13 protein-coding genes are annotated in these 19,861 nt (G+C 71.2%); 7 read left to right on the forward strand and 6 right to left on the reverse strand.

The features are described 5' to 3' along the window. The first annotated feature begins 79 nt into the window (after positions 1 to 79). Positions 80 to 2,428, forward strand: a complete 2,349-nt coding sequence (locus tag ABT123_RS01940; RefSeq protein ID WP_351308313.1) for a M14 family metallopeptidase — start codon at positions 80 to 82, stop codon at positions 2,426 to 2,428. Here ABT123_RS01940 and ABT123_RS01945 read toward each other — a convergent pair. Beyond that, a complete protein-coding gene (locus ABT123_RS01945) occupies positions 2,391 to 3,098 on the reverse strand; it encodes a response regulator (protein ID WP_351308316.1) in 708 nt (235 codons plus the stop codon). The genes ABT123_RS01940 and ABT123_RS01945 overlap by 38 nt on opposite strands. Beyond that, positions 3,091 to 5,139, reverse strand: a complete 2,049-nt coding sequence (locus ABT123_RS01950; protein ID WP_351308319.1) for a sensor histidine kinase — start codon at positions 5,137 to 5,139, stop codon at positions 3,091 to 3,093. The genes ABT123_RS01945 and ABT123_RS01950 overlap by 8 nt, the downstream gene beginning before the upstream one ends. Positions 5,140 to 5,307: 168 nt before the next feature. On the opposite strand from ABT123_RS01950, the gene ABT123_RS01955 reads away from it, so the two are divergent. Then, positions 5,308 to 7,449: a BTAD domain-containing putative transcriptional regulator gene (locus tag ABT123_RS01955; RefSeq protein ID WP_351308321.1), complete on the forward strand. Its 2,142-nt coding sequence runs from the start codon at positions 5,308 to 5,310 to the stop codon at positions 7,447 to 7,449. 42 nt (positions 7,450 to 7,491) lie between these two features. Here the strand turns inward: ABT123_RS01955 and ABT123_RS01960 are convergent, their stop codons facing one another. The 4 genes from ABT123_RS01960 to ABT123_RS01975 form a co-directional block, all read right to left on the reverse strand. Further along, complete coding sequence (locus ABT123_RS01960; RefSeq protein ID WP_351308324.1) at positions 7,492 to 8,691, reverse strand: S8 family peptidase; 1,200 nt, start codon at positions 8,689 to 8,691, stop codon at positions 7,492 to 7,494. A gap of 198 nt (positions 8,692 to 8,889) precedes the next feature. Beyond that, on the reverse strand, positions 8,890 to 10,797 hold the full coding sequence (locus ABT123_RS01965; protein WP_351308327.1) for a glycoside hydrolase family 5 protein: 1,908 nt from the start codon (positions 10,795 to 10,797) through the stop codon (positions 8,890 to 8,892). Between the two features lie 57 nt (positions 10,798 to 10,854). Then, the gene (locus ABT123_RS01970) at positions 10,855 to 12,900 is read right to left on the reverse strand and encodes a beta-galactosidase (protein ID WP_351308330.1); all 2,046 of its coding nucleotides are present in this window, start codon (positions 12,898 to 12,900) and stop codon (positions 10,855 to 10,857) included. Positions 12,901 to 12,913: 13 nt separating this feature from the next. Beyond that, on the reverse strand, positions 12,914 to 13,906 hold the full coding sequence (locus tag ABT123_RS01975; RefSeq protein WP_502970828.1) for a LacI family DNA-binding transcriptional regulator: 993 nt from the start codon (positions 13,904 to 13,906) through the stop codon (positions 12,914 to 12,916). Positions 13,907 to 14,252: 346 nt separating this feature from the next. Between ABT123_RS01975 and ABT123_RS01980 the strand changes: the two genes are divergently transcribed. The 5 genes from ABT123_RS01980 (at position 14,253) to ABT123_RS02000 (ending at position 19,838) form a co-directional block, all read left to right on the forward strand. Next, complete coding sequence (locus tag ABT123_RS01980) at positions 14,253 to 15,131, forward strand: carbohydrate ABC transporter permease (RefSeq protein WP_351308336.1); 879 nt, start codon at positions 14,253 to 14,255, stop codon at positions 15,129 to 15,131. Then, positions 15,128 to 16,003: a carbohydrate ABC transporter permease gene (locus ABT123_RS01985; RefSeq protein ID WP_502970829.1), complete on the forward strand. Its 876-nt coding sequence runs from the start codon at positions 15,128 to 15,130 to the stop codon at positions 16,001 to 16,003. The genes ABT123_RS01980 and ABT123_RS01985 overlap by 4 nt, the downstream gene beginning before the upstream one ends. Positions 16,004 to 16,049: 46 nt before the next feature. Continuing rightward, entirely contained in the window at positions 16,050 to 17,405 is a 1,356-nt protein-coding gene (locus ABT123_RS01990) for an ABC transporter substrate-binding protein (RefSeq protein ID WP_351308339.1), read from the forward strand. A gap of 62 nt (positions 17,406 to 17,467) precedes the next feature. Continuing rightward, a complete protein-coding gene (locus ABT123_RS01995; protein WP_351308342.1) occupies positions 17,468 to 19,015 on the forward strand; it encodes a glycoside hydrolase family 31 protein in 1,548 nt (515 codons plus the stop codon). A 10-nt stretch (positions 19,016 to 19,025) separates the two neighbouring features. Continuing rightward, entirely contained in the window at positions 19,026 to 19,838 is an 813-nt protein-coding gene (locus tag ABT123_RS02000) for a crotonase/enoyl-CoA hydratase family protein (RefSeq protein ID WP_351308346.1), read from the forward strand. The last annotated feature ends 23 nt before the right edge of the window (positions 19,839 to 19,861 follow it).

The raw sequence follows: 19,861 nt of genomic DNA on the forward strand, positions 1-19,861 counted from the left end.
CCGCCCGCCGACGGCGAGAACGGTGGGCACCTTCATGCGGGCACGGGCCCGGGACGACGACACACGACAGGAGCGCGACATGAGCGCACGGCATCCTTCCGGCAGTGCGGTACGGGGCGTGTTCGCAGCCGCGGCAAGCGGTTCCGTGCTCGTCGCCCTACTCGCGCCGGCATCGCCCGCACCGGCCGCCGCCCCGCTGCGGGTGCTGTCCGCCGAGCGGGCCGTACCCCGGCCGTGCCACTCCGCCCTGCTGCCCCCGCACACACCGGGCGTGGCCGTGCACCCGGTGACCGCCACGGCGGACGGCGTGCTGCGCGCCCGGCTCGCGCCGCCCGGCGGCGGAGCGGAGGGCGACTGGGACCTCGCCGTCTTCGACACGGAGAGCGGCACGCTCCTGGCGGCCTCGGCCGCACCCCGCAGCCGCGAACTCGTCGAGACCGCCGTCACCGGGGGCCGGCGCCTGGTGGTGCAGAGCTGCCGGAGGGCGGGGCCCGCGCGCACGGTGTCGCTGCGGGTGGAGCTGCTGTCCGGCTCGGCAGCCGCCGCGGCCCGCACGGAAGAGGGTGCTCCGCACGGCTCGGCGCTGCCGTCCGGCCGGTCCGGCTACCGTCATCTGTACGAGTACGAGTACGAGCTCAAGGAACTCTCCCGCGCCCACCCGACCCTCGTACGCTCCTTCGTCCTGCCGCACCCGACGGTCGAGGGCCGGGACGTCTCCGGAGTGGAGGTGAGCGGCAACGCCCCGCACATCGCCGACGGCAAACCGGTGATGCTCACCCTGGGTCTGCACCATGCGACCGAGTGGCCCAGCGGGGAGATCGCCCTGGAGTGGGCCCACGAGCTGGTGAACGGCTACCGCACAGACCCGCGGATCCGGGGCCTGCTCGACCGGACCCGTGCCGTCGTCGTCCCGGTGGTGAACCCCGACGGGTTCTCGGTCTCCCGCCGGGCCACGCCCCGGGGGGACTTCACCCGTTTCGACTACGAGAACAAGCGCAAGAACTGCAGCGCCGCGGACGCCCCGCCCTCCCATGCCTCGGGGTCGTGCGGGGCCAACCCGGCCGGCCGCGACCGCGGTGTGGACCTCAACCGCAACTACGCCGGGTTCTGGGGCGGTGCGGGCAGTGCTCCGGAGTGGCATGCCGACCACTACCGCGGCCCCGCCCCCTTCTCCGAGCCCGAGACCCGCAACATCCGCCATCTCGTCTCCACCCGGCAGGTCACCGGCCTCGTCTCCCTGCACACCTACGGCAATCTGGTGCTGCGCCCGCCGGGAGCCCTCGGCACCCGTCCGCCGCTGGACGAACCGGCGTACCGGGCCCTGGGTGCGCTGCTGGCCTCCCGCACCGGCTACCGCAATGAACAGGCCTGGAGGCTGTACGAGGCGACGGGCATGACGGAGGACTGGTCGTACTGGGCGACCGGGGGCTTCGGCTTCACCCTGGAGATCGGTCCCGCCAAGGCCCACGGCCCGTACCCGGACGCGGTCGTCGCCGAGTACACCGGCAGCCCGCCGGCGGCCGGCGCGGGGAAGGGCGGTGTCCGGCAGGCGCTGCTCGATCTGCTCGCCCACACCGCCGACCCCGCCGCGCACGCGACGCTGACCGGCACGGCCCCCCGCGGCCACCGGCTGCGGCTCCACAAGACTTTCCGGACCCCGACCTCGCCGGTGCGCGGCCCCGATGGCTCGACCGCGCCGCCGCTCGAGGTCACCGACACGCTGGTGTCGGATCTCATCGCTCCCGGCGGCCGGTTCACCTGGTCCGTGAACCCGTCCACCCGGCCGTACGTCGCGGGGCGCGACGGCAGGGACCCGCAGGGTCCGGCCCAGCCGGCGGCCGAGCTGTCCAACCCTCCCGGCCTGCCGCCCGAGAACACCGGGTACCCGCAGGATCCGGCCGCGGACCGGATCCCGTTCTCCGTCCTCGGTCCGCCGGAGGCCGACACCGGCCGGATGACCGTGTCGGTGTCGTGGCGGTCGCCCCGCACCGACTGGGACCTCTATGTCCTCGACGCGGACGGCCGTCCCGTGGCCCAGTCCGTCACCGGCGGGGCCACCTCCGAACAGGTCGTCCTCGTCGATCCTCCCCCGGGCCGCTACACCGCCGTCGTCGTCAACTACGACCAGACGGAGCCGGACCCGGACGACTGGACGGGCCGCGTGACGTTCCGGTCACCGCTGCCCGCCACCCACGGCCCCGCGGAGTCGTACTCCGTCAGCTGTACGGACCCTGCCGGGCGCCCCCTCGGCACCGTCGAGGTGCAGGTCGGGCGGGGTGAGCGAGTGGACCTGGGTGCCGTGTGCGGCCGGCCGGCGGGCGGCGGCGCGGTCACGCCGGCCCCGGTCACGTCGGCCGCGGTCACGCCGGCCCCGGTCACGTCGGCCGCGGTCACGCCGGCCCGGTCGGGCCGTGCCGCAGATAGGTGAGCACGGCGGTGACCCGGCGGTGCAGCTGGGACTCCTCCGCCAGGCCCAGCTTGGCGAACGTCGAGTTCACATGCTTCTCGATGGTCGATTCCGACAGCGACAGCGACTCGGCGATGGTCCGGTTGTTCATGCCCTGCGCCATCTGCCGCAGTACGTCGAGCTCGCGGCGGGTGAGCTGGGCCAGCGGTGAGTCGCTGGTCCGGATGTGGCTGCCGACCAGCACCTCCACGATGCGCGGATCGATCACCGAGCGCCCCGCGGACACCTCGCGCAGGGCGCGCAACAGCTGATCGAGTTCGCCGATACGCTCCTTGAGCAGGTACGCCAGGCCGTCCGTGCCGCGCTGGAACAGGGCGAAGGCGTACTGCTCGTTGGCGTGCTGCGACAGGACGACCACGCCGGTGTCCGGGTGCCGCTCCCGGATGGAGTGTGCGGCGGTGATGCCTTCGGTGTGGTGGTCGGGAGGCATCCGGATGTCGGCGATGACCGCGTCGAGCCGGAACCGCTCGACCGCGTCGAGGAGTTCCCCGGCCGTGCCGACCGCCGCGACGACATCGACCTCGCCGGTGTCCTCGAGGAGCCGTCGGGTGCCCTCTCTGACCAGATAGTGGTCCTCGGCGATGACGATGCGCAGCCGGTCGGGGCCGGTCATCTCGGGTGTGTCAGGCATGGGTTGCCTCTCTCCGTCGCTCGGTGAGCCGTGCGTGAACGGTCGTGCCGCCCCCGGGCCGGGAATCGATGGACAGCTCGCCGCCCACCGCCTCGATCCGGTCGCGCATCCCGATCAGCCCGGAGCCGAGCCGGGACCCGGCGGGGAACCCGACTCCGTCGTCGCTGATGGCCAGGAGCAGGGCCTCTTCCGCATGCGAGATGCGGATGGTCACCCGGGCCGCGTCCGCATGTTTGAGCACATTGGTCAGCGCCTCGGACACCAGGAAGAACGCGGACTCCTCGATCTCGGGCGCGAAACGCCGCGCGCACAGCTCGGGTTCCACATGGACGGTGACGGGGATCGGCAGCCGGCGGGCCCGGGAGGTCACCGCGGCGGCGAGGCCCTGGTCGGTCAGGACCGGAGGGTGGATGCCGTGCACGAACTCCCGCAACTCGTCGATGACCCGGACGGCGTCCTCCTGGATCTCGGTGAGGGTGCCGTCCACGGTGCCTCCGGTGCCGCGCAGTTGATTGCGCGCGAGCCGCAACTTCGCCACGAGTGCCACGAGTTCCTGCTGGATCCCGTCGTGCAGCTGCCGCTCGATGCGCCGCCGCTCGGTGTCCTGGGCCTGCACTATCCGGGTCCGGGAGGCGTTGAGCTCGCTCGCCTGGCGCTGTACCTCGTCGACCCGCGCGGACAGTTCGGCCGTGAGCCGGGCGTTGTGCACGGCGAGCGCCGCCTGTCTGGCCAGGGTCTCGACCAGGTCCCGGTCCTCGGGGGTGAACCGGCCCTCGTCCTTGGGCCCGTACTCGATGAACCCGAGGTCCTCCTCGCCCTGCCGCAACCCCACCCCGGCCCGTGCGCCGGTCTCGCCCGGGGCCCGGGAGCCGGCCGTCGCCACGGCGAAGGGCCCGCCGCCGGCGTCGGCGGCGCCCAGCTCGATCCGTACCCAGCGCAGGTTGAGCCCCTCCCGCAGGCTGGTCGCCAGCTGCGGTGCCAGCCGGGTCACGTCGTACGCGTGCTCCAGCGTGGTGCCGCACTGGACGAGCAGTTCGAAGTTGGACGGGCGGGCCCCGAACACCCGGCGCGCCGCGAGCCGGTTCAGCCGGCCCCGCACCGGCTGGAACAGCATGGTCGCGCTCACCGCCACCAGCACGGCCAGACCGATGGGCAGGTACTGTCCCGCCGTCAGGCCGAGTGCCGTGGTCATGCCCAGGTACCAGCCGCCGATGATCAGCCAGAGCAGCCCGTACACCACGGGTTTACGCAGGGCGATGTCCATGCCGGGCAGAAGATGCCGGAACCCGCCGTACAGTACGCCGACCGAGATCAGGAGATAGGGCAGCGCCCCGAGCGCCGCACCGATGAAGTACGCGATTCCCGTATCTCCCTGCCACATCCGGAACAGCCGCGACGAGCCCCGCCCCAGCAGTACGGCGAACGCCACCGCGGCGACCAGCGTCAGGCGGCTGCACCGGGCGCCGCGCTCCCGCGCCTGCAACAGGGACCGGACGAGCAGCAGACCCGCGCCCACCGCCGGCAGCCACGCCTCCGGCTGGACCAGCAGCCGGGGCAGCAGCTGTTCGGGAACGCCCGATGCCATCAGGGCCAGCGGGCAGAGGGTCAGCAGCCACAGCGCACCGAGCAGGACCCGCTCGTGGACGTACCGGTGACGTCCGTCCGGCAGCAGCGCCACCAGACGGAGGATCAGCAGGCTCACGACCACATCGAGGGTCCTGGCCACCAGCAGACCGGTCCACACCAAGGGCGTGGGCGGGTTCCAGTCCGCCGGCCCGGCGAAGAGCGTCAGCGAGAAGCGGATGACCAGCCCCAGCGCCGCGCAGGAGCCGGCCGCCACCAGCCGCCGGGCCACCGGGTGCGCCGGAGCCCGCCACCACAGGAACAGCCCGGCCGCATAGCAGGGCAGCACCGCGCCCAGGCTCCATGCCAGGGTGCGCTCGGCGGAGATCCAGATACCGCCGGCAGGCACGGCGTAGAGCAGTCCGAGCCCCCCGGACAGGACGAGAACACGGACGGGCCATCTGTCAACACCTGCCATCCCACAAGCTTCCCCGGTCCCGCCGCGCGGTGTACAGAAAGCCTGCCTCCGTCCCCCCTGGGGGCAAACCTCCATACCGAAGCGAGGCTGCCCGGGTGCCGCGCAGCCCGCGGGCACGAGCAGACTCGTCCTGTCCGGGGTCTCGCCCCGGCGCCGGAGGGGAGCACGATGACGATCACACCGACCAAGGAGTCCGGCCGCGCGGTGGGCGGCACTTGGGAGGACTGGACCGTCGCGCCCGGCCTGCTGCGCCGGGCCGCGGCCGGGACCGATCCGATGGAACCGGCGCTCGGGCAGCGGCTGGGAATGGCCTACCAGTTGCTGGGCGAGCCGGACCGCGCCCTGGATGTCCACCGCAGGACCGCCCTGGCCGGAGCCGGGACGCCGGACGAGATCACGGCCGTTGCCTGGGCCGCTGCCGCGCACTGCTCGGGGGGAAGGCTGCGCCCGGCCCGCGCGCTGGGGCAGGCCGCCCTACGGGCCCTGCGGCACTGCTGCGATCCCCGCGCCCACGCCGTCACCCACGCCACCGCCGCGACGATCGCCGCGCTGGAGGGGCGCGGCAGTCATGCCGAGCACCACGCGGACCGGGCCAGGGAGGCTGCGCGTTCCTCGGGGGACGCCATGCTCCATCTGTTCGTCCATACGAGCCTGGCGGCGGAACGCCTCGAGCACGGCGCCTGCCGGCAGGTCTGCGACACCCTGGGAAGCGTGCTCCGGGCCCTGGACGGCGACCACGACGGCGTCGATGTGCCACTGATGCCGCTGGTGCTGCTGGCCCGCTGCCGGCGGGGCGCCGCGTATCTGACCCTCGGCGAACTGGACCGTGCGATCGCGGACTTCACCGGGGCGCTCGACGGCTACCAACGGCTCGGCGAGTCCCTGGAGAGCGGCCCGCTGGGTGCCGAGGCGCTGGTCGGCCTGGGGGACGCGCACCGGGAGCGCGGTGATCTCGGCCAGGCGCGGGCGGCCTACCAGGAGGCGGTGGTGCGCACGGAACATTCGGGCGATGCCCAGCTGCTGGCCTCGGCGCTGACCGGTCTGGCGCTGACCCGGTGCACGGACGCGCCCGGTACCGCGGCTGTGCTGGCGCGCCGGGCGGCCGACGGGTGCGTCGGCCCGCAGCGGATCCGTGCCCTGCTGGCCGGCGGCTGGATCGCTCTCGCGGACAACCGCCCGGAGGCTGCGGCCGAGGCGGCCCGGCAGGCGGCCGGGGAGCACGGCGCGCAGATCTGGCGGGCGGTGTGCGCGGAGATCCTCGAGCTGGAGGCGATGTGCCTGGCCGACGGGCAGGCACGGCAGCGGCTCCTCGACGACGCGGAGGCGTTGTGGGTCACGGCGGAGCGTCCGCTGGCGGTGGCGCGGGTGGCCGTGGCCCGGGCTCGGCTGCGTCCCGCGCCGACGCCGGACCCGGACGCGGACCCGGCCCCGGCACTGTGTGAAGCGACGCTGTGGCTGCGCCGGTTCGGTGTATCACCCGCGGCGGCCGTGGCGGCCGGACTGCTCAACCGGGTCATGGCGGACCGGGAGCCGTGTGCGAGCGTCCGTGTCCTGGGCGGCTTCCGGGTGATCCGGGACGGTGTCCCGGTGGGTGCCGACGAGTGGCAGTCGAAGAAGGCCCGCGATCTGCTGAAGGTGTTGGTGGCCCGGCGCGGCCTGCCCACGTCCCGCGAGGTCCTGATCGACACCCTGTGGCCGGACGAGGATCCGGCCCGCTGCGCCAACCGGCTGTCGGTCGCCCTGTCCACGGTACGGCTGGTGCTCGACCCCGGACGCAGGATGCCGCAGGACCACTTCATCACCGCCGACAAGCACGTGGTCGGTCTGGCCCGGCTCCGGGTCGACGTACAGGAGTTCCTGACCGCCGCCCGCCATGCGATCAGCGGTGCGCGGCGCACTGGAAGCGGCGCCTTCGCCTCTCTGGCCGCCGCCGAGGAGCTGTACCGGGGGGACGTCCTGGAGGACGAGCCGTACGCCCCGTGGGCGGCGGGCCTGCGCGAGGAGGCGCAGGCCGTCTATCTGGAGCTCCTCACCCAACTCGCCGAGGCCGCCGCCGAGAACGACGACCGGCACGCCGAGGCCCGCTACCGCCTGCGGCTCCTGGAGCGCGACCCCTACGACGAGGAGGCCCATCTCGGTCTGGTGTCCCTGCTGACCGCCACCGGCCGCCACGGCGAGGCGCGCCGCCGCTACCTCCTGTACGCCGCGGCGATGAACGAGATCGAGGTGCCCCCGGCCGCCTTCCCGCCCGCCCGGCGCGCCACGGCGGCAGGAGCGGCCCTCCATGGGGTGGAGGGCCGCTCCCGGTGAGCCGGTGCCGCTACGGTGCTACGGCGTTACAGCAATACAGCGTTACGGCGCCACCTTCAGCAGCTTGTTCGCCGTGCCGGTGGACGGGTTCTTGATGGCGCCCGCGGTCGCGGACCCGGTCAGCGCGGCGGCCGTGTCGGCCGGAGTCGCCGACGGGTTGGCCGCCAGGTAGAGAGCAGCGGCGCCCGCCACGTGCGGAGCGGCCATCGAGGTCCCGGAGATCGTCTTGACGCCGGTGTCGCTGTCGTTCCAGGTCGAGGTGATCTCCGAGCCGGGCGCGTACAGGTCGACCACCGAGCCGAAGTTGGAGAAGTCCGACTGCTGGTCGTCCTCGGTGCTGGACGCGACCGTGAGGGCCTCGGTCACCCGCGAGGGCGAGCCCTGGCCGGCATCGGAGGACTCGTTGCCGGCCGCCACGGCGAAGGTCACGCCCGAGGCGATGGCGCGCTTGACAGCCGCGTCCAGCGCCTCGTCCACGCCGCCACCGAGGCTCATGTTGGCGACCGACGGCCCGGAGTGGTTCTGCGTCACCCAGTCGATGCCCGCCACGACCTGCTCGGTGGTGCCGGACCCGCTGTCGTCCAGCACCCGCACCGCGACGATCTTGGCCTTCTTGGCGACACCGTGGGAGGAGCCGGCGATGGTGCCCGCCACGTGGGTGCCGTGGCCGTTGCCGTCGTCGGCGGTGTCGTCGTTGTCGATCGCGTCGAATCCGTGACCGGCCCGACCGCCGAAGTCCTTGTGCGAGACCCTGACGCCGGTGTCGATCACGTACGCGGTCACCCCCTCACCGCCGTTGTCGGGGTAGGTGTACTTCTGGTCGCCGGCGGTGTCGGCCTGGTCGATCCGGTCCAGGCCCCAGGACGGGGGCTTCTCCTGGGTCTCGTTGATGCTGAAGCGCTTGTTCTGTACGACCGTGCCGACGGCGGGGTCTGCGGCGAGCCGCTTGGCTTCCTTCTCGGTGAGGCCGGATGCGGAGAAGCCGTTGACCTTGGAGCCGTAGGCGCGCTCCAGCTTGCCGCCGTACTTCTTCGCCAGGTCGTCCTTGTTCGCGGATGCGTCGAGGATGACGACGAAGCTGCCGTCCACGGCGCCGGGGGCGCCGAGTCCGTGCACGGTTCCTTCGGCCGGTGTGGCGGCCCCTGCGAGCGGGCTCGCAAACAGGGCCGCGGCGGCTGCGGTTGCAGCACCGGTGACTATGGCCGCGTTGCGAAGGCCGTTGGATCGCTTGTGAGTTGCCATGTGGAGAGTTCTCCTCGTACTGACGTGTGGGGCGTCAAACGTTCTGTAGAACCCTGTTCCGATTGACAGGAGCAAATCAAGAGCGAACCCGGGGTAAGGCCTTCTTCAACAAGGTTTCTTAAAGAGCTCTCCGCACCGCCTCCATCTCGCACACGCGTTCTTGCGAACTCCTGCACGAGATGATCACAGACCGGGCTTTCACAACTTCCGGCACAGCACGGCGTCCGGTGTCTTGCCCTTGGCCCAGGCTCCGGTGAAGGCGATGCCCGCGGCGTACTCGTCCGTGGCGCACTGCCCCTTGTAGTTGCCCGGCGCGAACTCGCCTCCCGGGCCGCCAGCCGGCCGGTTGTCACCCCGGTCGAACCAGACCGTACGGCCGTTCGTCCCGAGGGTCCGTCCCGCCTGGGCACACAGGACCGCGGAGACCGCCTGGCCCCGGACGCTGTAACCGGTCACGAACTGGTTGGGCCCGCACTGGTACTTGGTGTAGCCGCCGGCCCAATCGCCCTGCTGTACGTGGCGTTCGTCCCGTACGACGGTGGGGGCGGGACCGGTGGCCGCCAGGCCGCGGGCGCCGGCATCGGAGCACAGGCCGCGCCCGTCGCGGTGCGACAGACCGACGAGCCGCTGCCCGTCGGGGCAGGTCCCCTTGCGGGCTCCCGAGTCCCAGTCCCCCAGTGCCCGTACTCGGGCCGACTGAACCGCATCGGCGTGGTCGAGGTTGAGCATGTTCCAGGTGTCGGAGACGGCGACCTGCCCGGTCTTCTGGGGGGAGGAGACCAGCCGGTTCCAGTCGGTGGCGCGCCAGTCAGCGCCGTCCAGGATGCCGGAACGACGGCCCTGGGCGTCGAAATTGAGGATCGACCAGGTGCCGTGGCCGGCCCAGCCGACCAGCGGCCAGTAGGCGAAATCGGTGTCGTTGGCGATCAGGTAGTCCACGAAGTTGCCGAACCAGGCGCGTGCCTTGGGGTTGGACTCGTCGCTGCCGATGCCGAATTCGCTGATCCACACAGGTGCGGTGAAGTGCCGGCCGGTTTCGGCCGAGACGTAGAACGCCTGCCGCTGGAGCGTGGCGAAGAGGTCCTCGCGGGAGAGGTCCTGGTAGCGCGGGTCGTGGGTCTCGCCCATGCCGGTCGCGCCGGTGTGGTTCGGCCCGGTGTAGCCGTAGAAGTGCGCCGCGTACACCAGCTTGTTGGAGGCGACGAGGGTGTGCGAGAGGGTGCGTACCGGTTCGAGGGTGGGGCGTCCGTGGGGCAGCCCGTCGGCCGGGATGCCTTGCCAGTTGATGCCTTCGACGACCACCAGCAGGTCGGGATTGGCCTCGGTGAGGAGCCGGTCGCCGAGGCGCTGGGAGGCGGCCCACCAGTCGTGGTCGTTGCCCCAGTTCCAGTTGGGGTCGTCGGTGATGGTGCGGCGGACTTCGTTGTAGAGGTCGACGCCGACGACGCGCTTGTTGTCCTTGTAGCGGCGGGCGAGGTTGATCCAGTCGTTCTCCCACTGCGCGGTGGACTGGCTGGTGTTCCAGCGTTCGTTGCCGTCCAGGCCGCAACAGAAGCGCGAGGTGATGGTGTGGTTGTTGAGGATCACCGCGAAGCCTTCGGCCGTGGTGGCGGCGATGACGGCGTCGAAGACCTGGAGCGGGGTCTTGCCTCGCAGTTGGGGGTTGGCCGCGACCGAGGCGTCGGAAACGGGGCGCGGGTCGTGCAGCATCTCGTTCGAGAACGGCAGCCGGATGCTGTTGATGCCGAGTTCGTGGAATCCGGCGAGGATCCGCGCGATCGGAGCGCGGTCCAGACCGAGCGGCATCTGGTCGGCCTTCTCACCGTCGTGGTGGCTGGCCGGGTCGTTGATGTCGCCGGAGCCGCTCCAGGATCCCTGAGCGCCCTGCCAGTTCGCGGACTTGAGCTTGAAGCGGTTGCCGCCGGCATCGACGATGTAGCGGCCCCGGGTGCTGAGGGGCGCACTCCAGGAGTCGGCCAGTGCGGCAGCCGGCGTGCCGGCCGCCGCCGGAGTTGCAGGCGTGGCGGCGGCCGGGGTGGTGCCGAGCGCTCCGAGCAGGAGCGCCGCGGCGAGTATCGCCGGCCTTAGTCGTCGTGCTCTTCTCACAATGTCCTCCGGGGGTGGGGGCGGGGGTGGACGTGGAGCGGTGGTGCGGTGGTGCGGTCAGTTGCCGAGGACGGCGACGCCTCGCGGTGCCAGGACCACGTGACGGACGAGGGGCCTTCGGTCGTCCAGGAGGTCCCGGCGGTCGGCCGGCAGGGTCACCTCGTGGGTGTCCTCGGTGTGGTTGAGCAGGATGAGGACGTCGTGGTCCGCGCCGTAGCGGATCGTCGCCTGGACACCGGTGGGCAGGCCGGGCAGCACGGGGGCGACTCCCGCGTCGGTGAGTGAGCGGTCGACGATGGCCCGCATTGTGACGGGATCGGGGCGGGTCGCAACGTAGCGGGCGGTCCCTGCGCCATGGGTGTGCACCGTGGCCGCCGGGCGGTCGTCGTCCCAGTCGGGCCCGGCGAAGTAGAGCTCGGGGCGCGCGCCGGTGAGCTTCACGTCCTCGCGCCACAGCGAGGCCGGCGCGGGGGCCGGGGCGTCTGCTTCCGGGGCTCGGAGAGGTACCGCCTCACCGGCTGCCGCCGGCCAGAACTCCTCGACCCGTACGCCCAGTACGTCGCCCAGCAGCGCGGGATAGCCGCCCGTGTGCACGCGGTCGTGCTCGTCGACGATCCCGGTGAAGAACGAGGCGAGGAGGGATCCCCCGTCCGCCACGAACCTCTGGATCCGCGCGGAGTTCTCGGCCGACAGCAGGTAATGGCTGGGCAGCACCAGCAGCTTGTACGGGGAGAGGTCCGCGGAGGGATGGACGACGTCGATGCCGACGCCCGCTTCGAACAGCGGGGAGTAGTGGTCGAGGACGCGGTCGAGGCAGCGCACGCCGTCCGAGGGGTGCGAGTCGAGTTCGATCGCCCACCAGTTCTCCCAGTCGAAGACAACCGCGACCTCGTTGCGGATGCGCGTGCCGGCCAGTTCGGGCACCAGGGCCAGTTCGCGGCCCAGCTCACGCACCTCGGTGTGCACCCGGGTCTCGGGTCCCGCGTGCGGGACCATGCCGGAGTGGAACTTCTCCGCGCCGCCGCGGGACTGCCGCCACTGGAAGTACATGACGGCGTCCGCGCCCTGCGCGACGGCCTGCCAGCTCCACAGGCGCATCCGGCCGGGGCTCTTGCCCGCGTTACGGCCCCGCCAGTTGACGGCGGACGGGGCCTGCTCGGTCAGCAGCCACGGCTTCCCGCCGGCCGCGCCGCGCAGGACGTCGTACGACAGGGCCGCGCTGATGTGCGCGGCGTCCTCGTGCGGGTCCGGGTAGCTGTCGAAGGCGAGGATGTCCATCTCGGGTGCCCAGGCGTGGACGTCGACCGACTTGACTCCGGCGAGGAAGTTCGTGGTCACCGGTGTGTCGGGGGTGATGCGGCGCAGCACGTCGCGTTCGAGGCTGAAGCAGGTGCGCAGCGCGTCGCTGCTGAACCGCTTGAAGTCGAGCTGCTGGGAGGGGTTGGGGTAGGTGGGTGCGGCGCGCGGGGGCAGGATCTGGTCGAAGGAGGTGTAGCGCTGCGACCAGAAGTCGGTGGACCAGGCCTCGTTGAGTGCGTCGACGTCGCTGTACCGGGCCGTCAGCCAGCGCCGGAAGTCGGCGGCGGAGGTGTCGCAGAAGCATTCGGTGACGTGGATTCCGTACTCGTTGCCGACGTGCCACAGGCCGAGCGCCGGATGGTCGCGGTAGTGCGTGGCGACGGCTTCGACCAGGCGGACCGCTCGGTCGCGGAAGACCGGGCTGGAGGGGCAGAAGTGCTGGCGGCCCCCTGGTGACAGGATGTCTCCGGAGGCGGTGACCGGCAGGATCTCGGGGTGCTCGACGGCGAGCCACGGGGGCGGCGAGGCGGTCATGGTGGCCAGGTCGGCGGTGATGCCGTGGGCGGCCAGGTCGTCCATGACGGTGTCGAAGAAGCTGAAGTCGTAGGCGTCTTTGGCGGGCTCGACGCGGGCCCAGGCGAAGATGGCGAGGTTGACGAGGTTGACGCCCGCCTCGTTCATCAGGCGCAGGTCTTCGGCGCGGGTGGCCTTGTCCCACTGCTCGGGGTTGTAGTCGCCGCCGAATCCGAGGCCGCCCAGTCGGGTGCCGAGGGCTTGGGCACGGTCGTGTGCCGGTGAGTTCATTTTCCTTACCCCTTCAGGTACTTGAGACGCGCGGCGGCGCCGCGCTGTCACGTTCCACCAGGGTCGGCATGACCGACACGATGGAGGAGTCCGCCGACGGAGCACCTTCGATCTGGCTCAGGAGCCGGGCCACGCAGGCCGCTCCGACCCGGGAGAGGTCCTGGTCCACGGTGGTCAGCGGCGGGAGGAAGTGGGCGGATTCGGCGATGTTGTCGAACCCGACCACGCTCACGTCATCCGGAACCGAGCGCCCCGCCTCGCGGAGCGCACGGACCAGCCCGAGCGCCATCTGGTCGTTGGCGGCGAACACGGCGGTGACCTCCGGCCGGCCGGCGAGTTCCCGGCCTGCCCGGTAGCCGCTTTCGGCACTCCAGTCGCCGTGGACGGCCGGCGGGACCGGAGCGCCCGCCGCGTGGAGCACGCGCTGCCATGCCTCGGCGCGGCGGCGCGCGGGGTGGGAGTCCTGTGGGCCTGCCAGGTGCCACACCGTGGTGTGGCCGAGCTCCAGCAGGTGTTGCACGGCGATCTCCGCACCGGCCGCGTGGTCGGTGTGGACGCCGGGGTAGCGATGGTCGTCGCCGCCGTCGACGACCACGACCGGAAGCCCCAGGGGAAGCATCAGCGAACCGGTCAGGATCTGCGCCTCGTTGACGATGACCCCGTCGACCGCATGGCCGCTCAGTCTCCGGAAGGCATCCAGCACCGCCTCCTGGGTCTGTGCCTGCGGGACGACGACGTTCACCGAGTACTCGGTGGACTGCACGGCGGAGACGATCGACTCCAGGGTGCTTGCGTTTCCGTGCGCCCTGAGGTCGAAGCTGATGACACCGATCGTCCGGAACTTTCCGGTGGCCAGCGCCCGGGCCGCGGTGTTGGGACGGTATCCGAGCATGCGTACGGCCCGGACGACCCGGTCACGGGTCGCGTCGTCGACCCGGGCGGTCGCGTTGACCACCCGGGAGACGGTCTGTGCCGAAACCCCTGCCATGGCCGCGACATCGGCCATCGACGGGGGCCTGGGGCGATCCGCAGCCGGGGAGCGGGGCTTGCGTGGCCGCTGCCCATCTTTCGCCATGGTGCAGTTCCTCTCGCACGGTGATGCCCGGGCATCTTCCCGACCCTCATCATGTTTGCGCGAACATGCCGCGTTGGTCAACAGGCCATCGAGCAGACCCGGTTGGACCGGCAGCCCGGCTGCCACTGCGCAGCACCCTTAAAATCCACGAAAACACACGGCAATTGACGATGCGCCAGGAGACTCGGTCAAAACTCTTGACACCCTCCGAGAGCTGTCGACACACTTCCGAACCGCGCCACCATGTTGGCGCTAACATGCATCGGAGGTCTTATCCGTGAGCGCTGCTCGGCGCAACCTCACCGCCCATGCGTTCCTCCTGCCGTTCCTCTGCGTCTTCGTCATCGGGGTCGTCGCCCCGCTGATGTACTCGGTCAACCTGAGCCTCTATCAGGAACGCATGATCGGCGGCATGGTCTTCACCGGGCTGGACAACTACACCAAGGCGTTCAAGGACAACCTGTTCCATGCCGGACTCGGCCGCGTCGCCCTCTTCTTCGCGATCCAGGTACCGCTCATGCTCTGCCTCTCGCTGGCAGCCGCCCTCGCGATCGACAGCGGACGGCTGCGCGCGCCGGGGCTGTTCCGGATCGGCATCTTCGTCCCCTACGCCGTTCCCGGTGTGGTCGCGGCACTCATGTGGGGCTACCTGTACGGCGACCGCTACGGCCTGGCCGGGGAGATCGGCAGCCTGCTGCACACCGAGGTGCCCGACCTGCTCTCCGAGAGCTGGATGCTCGCATCGATCGGCAACATCGTCACCTGGTCGTACGTCGGCTACAACATGCTGATCTTCTACGCCGCCCTGCGCTCCATACCCGAGGAGCTGTACGAGGCGGCCGAGGTCGACGGCGCCGGAGCCTTCCGCAAGGCGTTCAGCATCAAACTGCCGGCCCTGCGCCCGGCCCTGCTGATGGCCACCACCTTCTCGGTGATCGGCAGCTTCCAGCTCTTCAACGAGCCGAGCATCCTCCAGTCCCTGGCGCCCGCCGCCGTCTCCACGAACTACACCCCCAATATGTACGCCTACAGCCTCGCCTTCGACGGGCGCCAGTTCAACTACTCGGCCGCCGTCGCGGTCCTGCTCGGCCTGGTGACCGTGATCGTCGCGTACGCGGTCCAGCGCGCCACCGCCCGAAGGGAGCGCATGCTGTGACCACTTCCTCCCCTCGGCGCCGCCCGGGCAGATCCACCGCACTGACCGTGGCGATGGGCCTGATGCTCGCGTACACGCTGCTCCCCCTGCTCTGGCTCGGCATCAGCGCGACAAAGTCCAACCAGACCCTCTTCGACTCGCCCGGCCTCTGGTTCGGGGACGGTTTCCACCTCTTCGAGAACATCCGGGACGTCTTCACCTACGACGACGGGATCTACCTGCGCTGGTTCGGCAACACCCTGCTCTACGCGGTGGTCGGAGCGGGCGGTGCCTCGATCATCGCGACGATGGGCGGGTACGCCCTGGCCATGTACGAGTTCGTGGGCCGGCGGGTGCTGTCCGCCGTGGTCATCGGGGCGATCTCGATCCCGGCGTCCGCACTCGCGGTCCCGACGTACCTGCTGTTCAGCGACATGGGCATCGTCAACACGCCGTGGGCGGTCCTGCTGCCCTCCCTCGCCAGCCCCTTCGGGCTCTACCTGATGCGCGTGTACGCGACCGAGGCCGTGCCGGCCGCGATGCTGGAGGCCGCACGCATCGACGGCGCCGGAGAACTGCGCATCTTCCTCACCATCTCGCTGCGCCTGCTGGCTCCCGGTTTCGTCACCGTGCTGCTGTTCACCCTCGTCGCCACCTGGAACAACTACTTCCTGCCGCTGATCGTGCTCAACGACCCGGAACTGTTCCCCCTCACGGTGGGCCTGCGCCAGTGGGACTCGCTCGCCCAGGGCGGCGCCGGCGCCGGTGCCATACCCATCCTCCCGCTGGTGATCACCGGCAGCCTGCTGGCGATCGTCCCGCTGATCGTCTCGTTCCTCTTCCTCCAGCGGTTCTGGCAGTCAGGGCTGGCCGCCGGCGGCGTCAAGCAGTAACCCACCCCTCCCCACGTCCGGAATATTCGTCATAGAAGGATTCGAAATGAGCAGATCCCTGCGGCTGCCGGGTCTCACCCGCAGCCTCACCGCGGCCACCGTCACGGCTCTGTCCCTGTCCCTCTCCCTCACCGCATGCGGCGGCGGCTCCGGCACCTCCTCCGGCAGTCAGAAGGCCGACCCCGCGGCCGTGCAGGCCGCACTGGACAAGCCCGCCGAGATCACCTTCTGGACCTGGGTCCCGAACATCGACAAGACGGTCGCACTGTTCGAGAAGAAGTACCCGAAGGTCAAGGTCAACATCGTCAACGCGGGCCGGTCCAAGGACCAGTACACCAAGCTGACCACCGCACTCAAGGCGGGCAAGGGCGCCCCCGACGTCGCGCAGATCGAATACTTCGCACTCCCCCAGTTCGCGCTGAGCAAGTCGCTGCTCAACCTCGCCGACTACGGTGCGGCCGGCCTCAAGGAGAAGTTCGCCGACTCGGCCTGGTCCCAGGTCAGCCTCGCGGACGGCATCTACGGCATACCCCAGGACACCGGGCCGATGGCGATGTTCTACCGCAAGGACATCCTCGACCGGTTCGGTGCGAAGCCGCCGACCACCTGGGAGGAGTACGGCGCACTGGCCAAGAAGATCCACGACACCGATCCGAACGTCCGCATCAGCTACGTCGACCCCGGCGACGCGGGCACGTCCAACAGCCTGATCTGGAACTCCGGCGGCAAGCCGTACACCGTCAAGGGCACCACCGACGTCACCGTCGACCTCAAGGGCGACCCCGGCGCCAAGGCCTACGCCGACACCTGGGGCCCGCTGATCCAGAACAAGCTGGTCGACTCCACGGCGAGCTGGAACGACGAGTGGTGGAAGTCGATGGCCGCCGGACGGTATGCGACCTGGCTGGCCGGAGCCTGGGCGCCGGCGGTTCTGGAGCAGAACATCCCGCAGAGCAGGGGCCAGTGGTCGGTCGCGCCCATGCCCGGCGGTGCCAGCGCGGAGAACGGCGGCTCGTCGGTGGCGGTCACCACGCAGGCGAAGAACAAGGAGGCCTCGGTCGCCTTCGCCCAGTGGCTCAACTCTGACCCGGAGGCCGTCAAGTCGCTCAACTCCGAGGTCGGCCTGTTCCCCGCGACCAAGGTGCTGCTCGACGACCCCGGCTTCCGCAGCGCCGAGGTGCCGTTCTTCCCCGGCAGCAAGCCGAACGAGATCTTCGCCGACATGTCGAAGGCCGTGCGCCCCGGCTGGCAGTACCTGCCCTTCCAGGTCTACGCGAACGGCGTCTTCAAGGACTCGGTGGGTCAGGCCCTGCAGCCCGGCGGAGACCTGCCCGGCGCGCTGGGCGCCTGGCAGGACCGGGTGACGGCGTACGGCAAGGAACAGGGCTTCACCATCAAGTAGTCCGGGGCCGCGCCGCCCCCCGCCCCCCTTCCATTTCCCTCACGAGGAAAGACCCCACAGGTATGACGACACTCGAACTCCCCCTCCTCGACGGGGAACGCTGGTGGGGCGGAGCTGTCGCCGAAGGGCGGCACATGCCGTACCCCGACGGCTACACCTTCGACCTGCGTGACGTCCTGGCCAACCAGGGCATGCCGCTGCTGCTCTCCGACCGTGGCCGCTGGGTGCACAGCGAGCGCACCTTCACCTTCACGATCTCCGACGGCCGGCTGACCGCGCACCCGCACGAACCGGACGCGGTCATCGAATACGGCGAGGGGCACGGCGATCTGCGCGGGGCCTACCGCCACGCGATCACCCGCCACTACCCGCCGTCCGGCACGATGCCGGACCCCCTGCTCTTCGGCGCACCGCAGTACAACCTGTGGATCGAGACGGTGTTCGAACCGACTCAGGCGAAGGTGCTGGCGTACGCGGAGCGCCTGCTCGCGGAAGGCTTCCCGCCGGGCGTGCTGATGATCGACGACCGGTGGAGCAACGACTACGGGGACTGGACCTTCCACCCCGGCCGCTTCCCCGATCCGGCGGCCATGGTCTCCCGGCTCCACGAGCTCGGCTTCAAGGTGATGCTGTGGCTCGTGCCCTTCGTGACCCCGGACTCCCCCACCGCCCGGCAGCTGGGCGACCAGGGCCTGCTGGTCCGCGACACCGGCACCGGCGCGGACGGGCGGCGGGCCGGGGTCGCCTGGTGGTGGAACGGCTGGAGCTCCGGCCTCGACCTGCTGGAGCCGCGGGCACGGGCCTGGCTCACCGGCCGCCTGGAAGCCCTGCGCGACGACATCGGCATCGACGGGTTCAAGTTCGACGGCGGCGACGCGCCCTGGTGGCGCGCGCTCGGGTGCGCGGACCCGGAGGCGTACACGCATGCCTGGAACCGCTTCGGTGCCGACTGGCCGCTCAACGAGTTCCGCGACGCCTGGCGCGCCGCGGGCCTGCCGCTGGCCCAGCGCCAGCAGGACAAGTACCACCTGTGGGAGGGGCGCTTCGGGCTGGCCAGCCTGATCCCGAACGCCCTGGCCCAGTCGCTGACCGGCCATGCGTTCAGCTGTCCCGACATGATCGGCGGCGGCGAGTTCCGCTTCGTCCCGGGCGAGGACGGCGAGGGTTTCGACGAGGAGCTGTTCGTCCGCTACGCCCAGATCGCGGCGCTGTTCCCGATGATGCAGTTCTCCGCGGCGCCCTGGCGGGTGCTCTCCCCCGAGGGCCTCGCCATCGTCCGCGCCGCCGCCCGCCTGCACACCGAGCTCGCCCCGGAGATCCTCGCTCTCGCCGCGCACGCCGCGGCCACGGGCGAGCCGATCCAGCGACCCCTCGAATGGGCCTTCCCCCACCAGGGCTATGCGGCGGTCACCGACCAGTTCATGCTGGGCGACGGCCTGATGGTGGCTCCGGTGGTGGCCAAGGGCGCGGTCGGGCGTGAGGTCCTCATCCCGCCGGGCACCTGGCTGGCGGACGACGGCCGGTCGTACGAGGGCCCGGCCACGGTGTGGATCGACGCGCCACTGGCCCGGCTGCCGTATCTGCGGAACACCGCCGCGCCGGAGGGGTGAGAATGCCGCCATGACCGATACCCCGGCGACAGTGGCAGAGCAGCAGTCCTCGGCACCCGCCGTCCGCGTCGAGCGGGCCGGCCCCGTGACCACCGTGGTGTTGTCACGGCACGCCGCCCGGAACGCCGTGGACGGGCCGACGGCCCGGCAACTGGCCGACGCCTTCCGCGCGTTCGAGGCCGACGACGAATCCTGTGTCGCCGTGCTGTGGGGCGAGGGCGGGACGTTCTGCGCGGGCGCCGACCTCAAGGCCGTCGGCACCGAACGCGGGAACCGGGTGGAACCCGACGGCGACGGCCCGATGGGGCCGACCCGGCTGCGCCTGACCAAGCCGGTGATCGCGGCCGTCGCCGGCCATGCCGTGGCCGGCGGGCTGGAACTGGCCCTGTGGTGCGATCTGCGCGTGGTCGAGGAGGACGCCGTCCTCGGGGTGTTCTGCCGCCGGTGGGGGGTGCCGCTGATCGACGGCGGCACGGTCCGGCTGCCGCGGCTGATCGGCGAGAGCCGGGCCATGGACCTGATCCTGACCGGCCGGCCGGTCCCGGCTGCCGAGGCGTACGCGATCGGGCTGGCCAACCGCCTCGTGCCGCCGGGGCGGGCCCGGCAGGCGGCGGAGGAGCTCGCCCGGGAGATCGCCGCGTTCCCGCAGCTGTGCCTGCGCCACGACCGGCTGTCCGTACGGGAGCAGCACGGGCTGACCGAGGCCGAGGCGCTGGCGGCCGAGCTGCGGCACGGCATGGTGCCGCTGTCGGCCGGCGAGACCCTCTCGGGTGCCACACGCTTCGCGTCGGGGGCGGGACGGCACGGTTCGTTCACCGACTGAACGAGCCGACCATTCCGCTGCCG

This window comes from Streptomyces sp. NPDC002054, assembly GCF_040296685.1.
In the GTDB taxonomy this organism is placed as follows: Bacteria; Actinomycetota; Actinomycetes; order Streptomycetales; family Streptomycetaceae; genus Streptomyces.

Excerpts from the sequence above, each read along its gene's own strand:
- ABT123_RS01945 (WP_351308316.1), bottom strand. The coding sequence starts at position 3,098 with ATGCCTGACACACCCGAGATGACCGGCCCCGACCGGCTGCGCATCGTC.
- ABT123_RS01955 (WP_351308321.1), top strand. The coding sequence starts at position 5,308 with ATGACGATCACACCGACCAAGGAGTCCGGCCGCGCGGTGGGCGGCACT.
- ABT123_RS01950 (WP_351308319.1), bottom strand. The coding sequence starts at position 5,139 with ATGGCAGGTGTTGACAGATGGCCCGTCCGTGTTCTCGTCCTGTCCGGG.
- ABT123_RS01995 (WP_351308342.1), top strand. The coding sequence starts at position 17,468 with ATGACGACACTCGAACTCCCCCTCCTCGACGGGGAACGCTGGTGGGGC.
- ABT123_RS01990 (WP_351308339.1), top strand. The coding sequence starts at position 16,050 with ATGAGCAGATCCCTGCGGCTGCCGGGTCTCACCCGCAGCCTCACCGCG.
- ABT123_RS01940 (WP_351308313.1), top strand. The coding sequence starts at position 80 with ATGAGCGCACGGCATCCTTCCGGCAGTGCGGTACGGGGCGTGTTCGCA.
- ABT123_RS01975 (WP_502970828.1), bottom strand. The coding sequence starts at position 13,906 with ATGGCCGATGTCGCGGCCATGGCAGGGGTTTCGGCACAGACCGTCTCC.
- ABT123_RS01960 (WP_351308324.1), bottom strand. The coding sequence starts at position 8,691 with ATGGCAACTCACAAGCGATCCAACGGCCTTCGCAACGCGGCCATAGTC.
- ABT123_RS02000 (WP_351308346.1), top strand. The coding sequence starts at position 19,026 with ATGACCGATACCCCGGCGACAGTGGCAGAGCAGCAGTCCTCGGCACCC.
- ABT123_RS01970 (WP_351308330.1), bottom strand. The coding sequence starts at position 12,900 with ATGAACTCACCGGCACACGACCGTGCCCAAGCCCTCGGCACCCGACTG.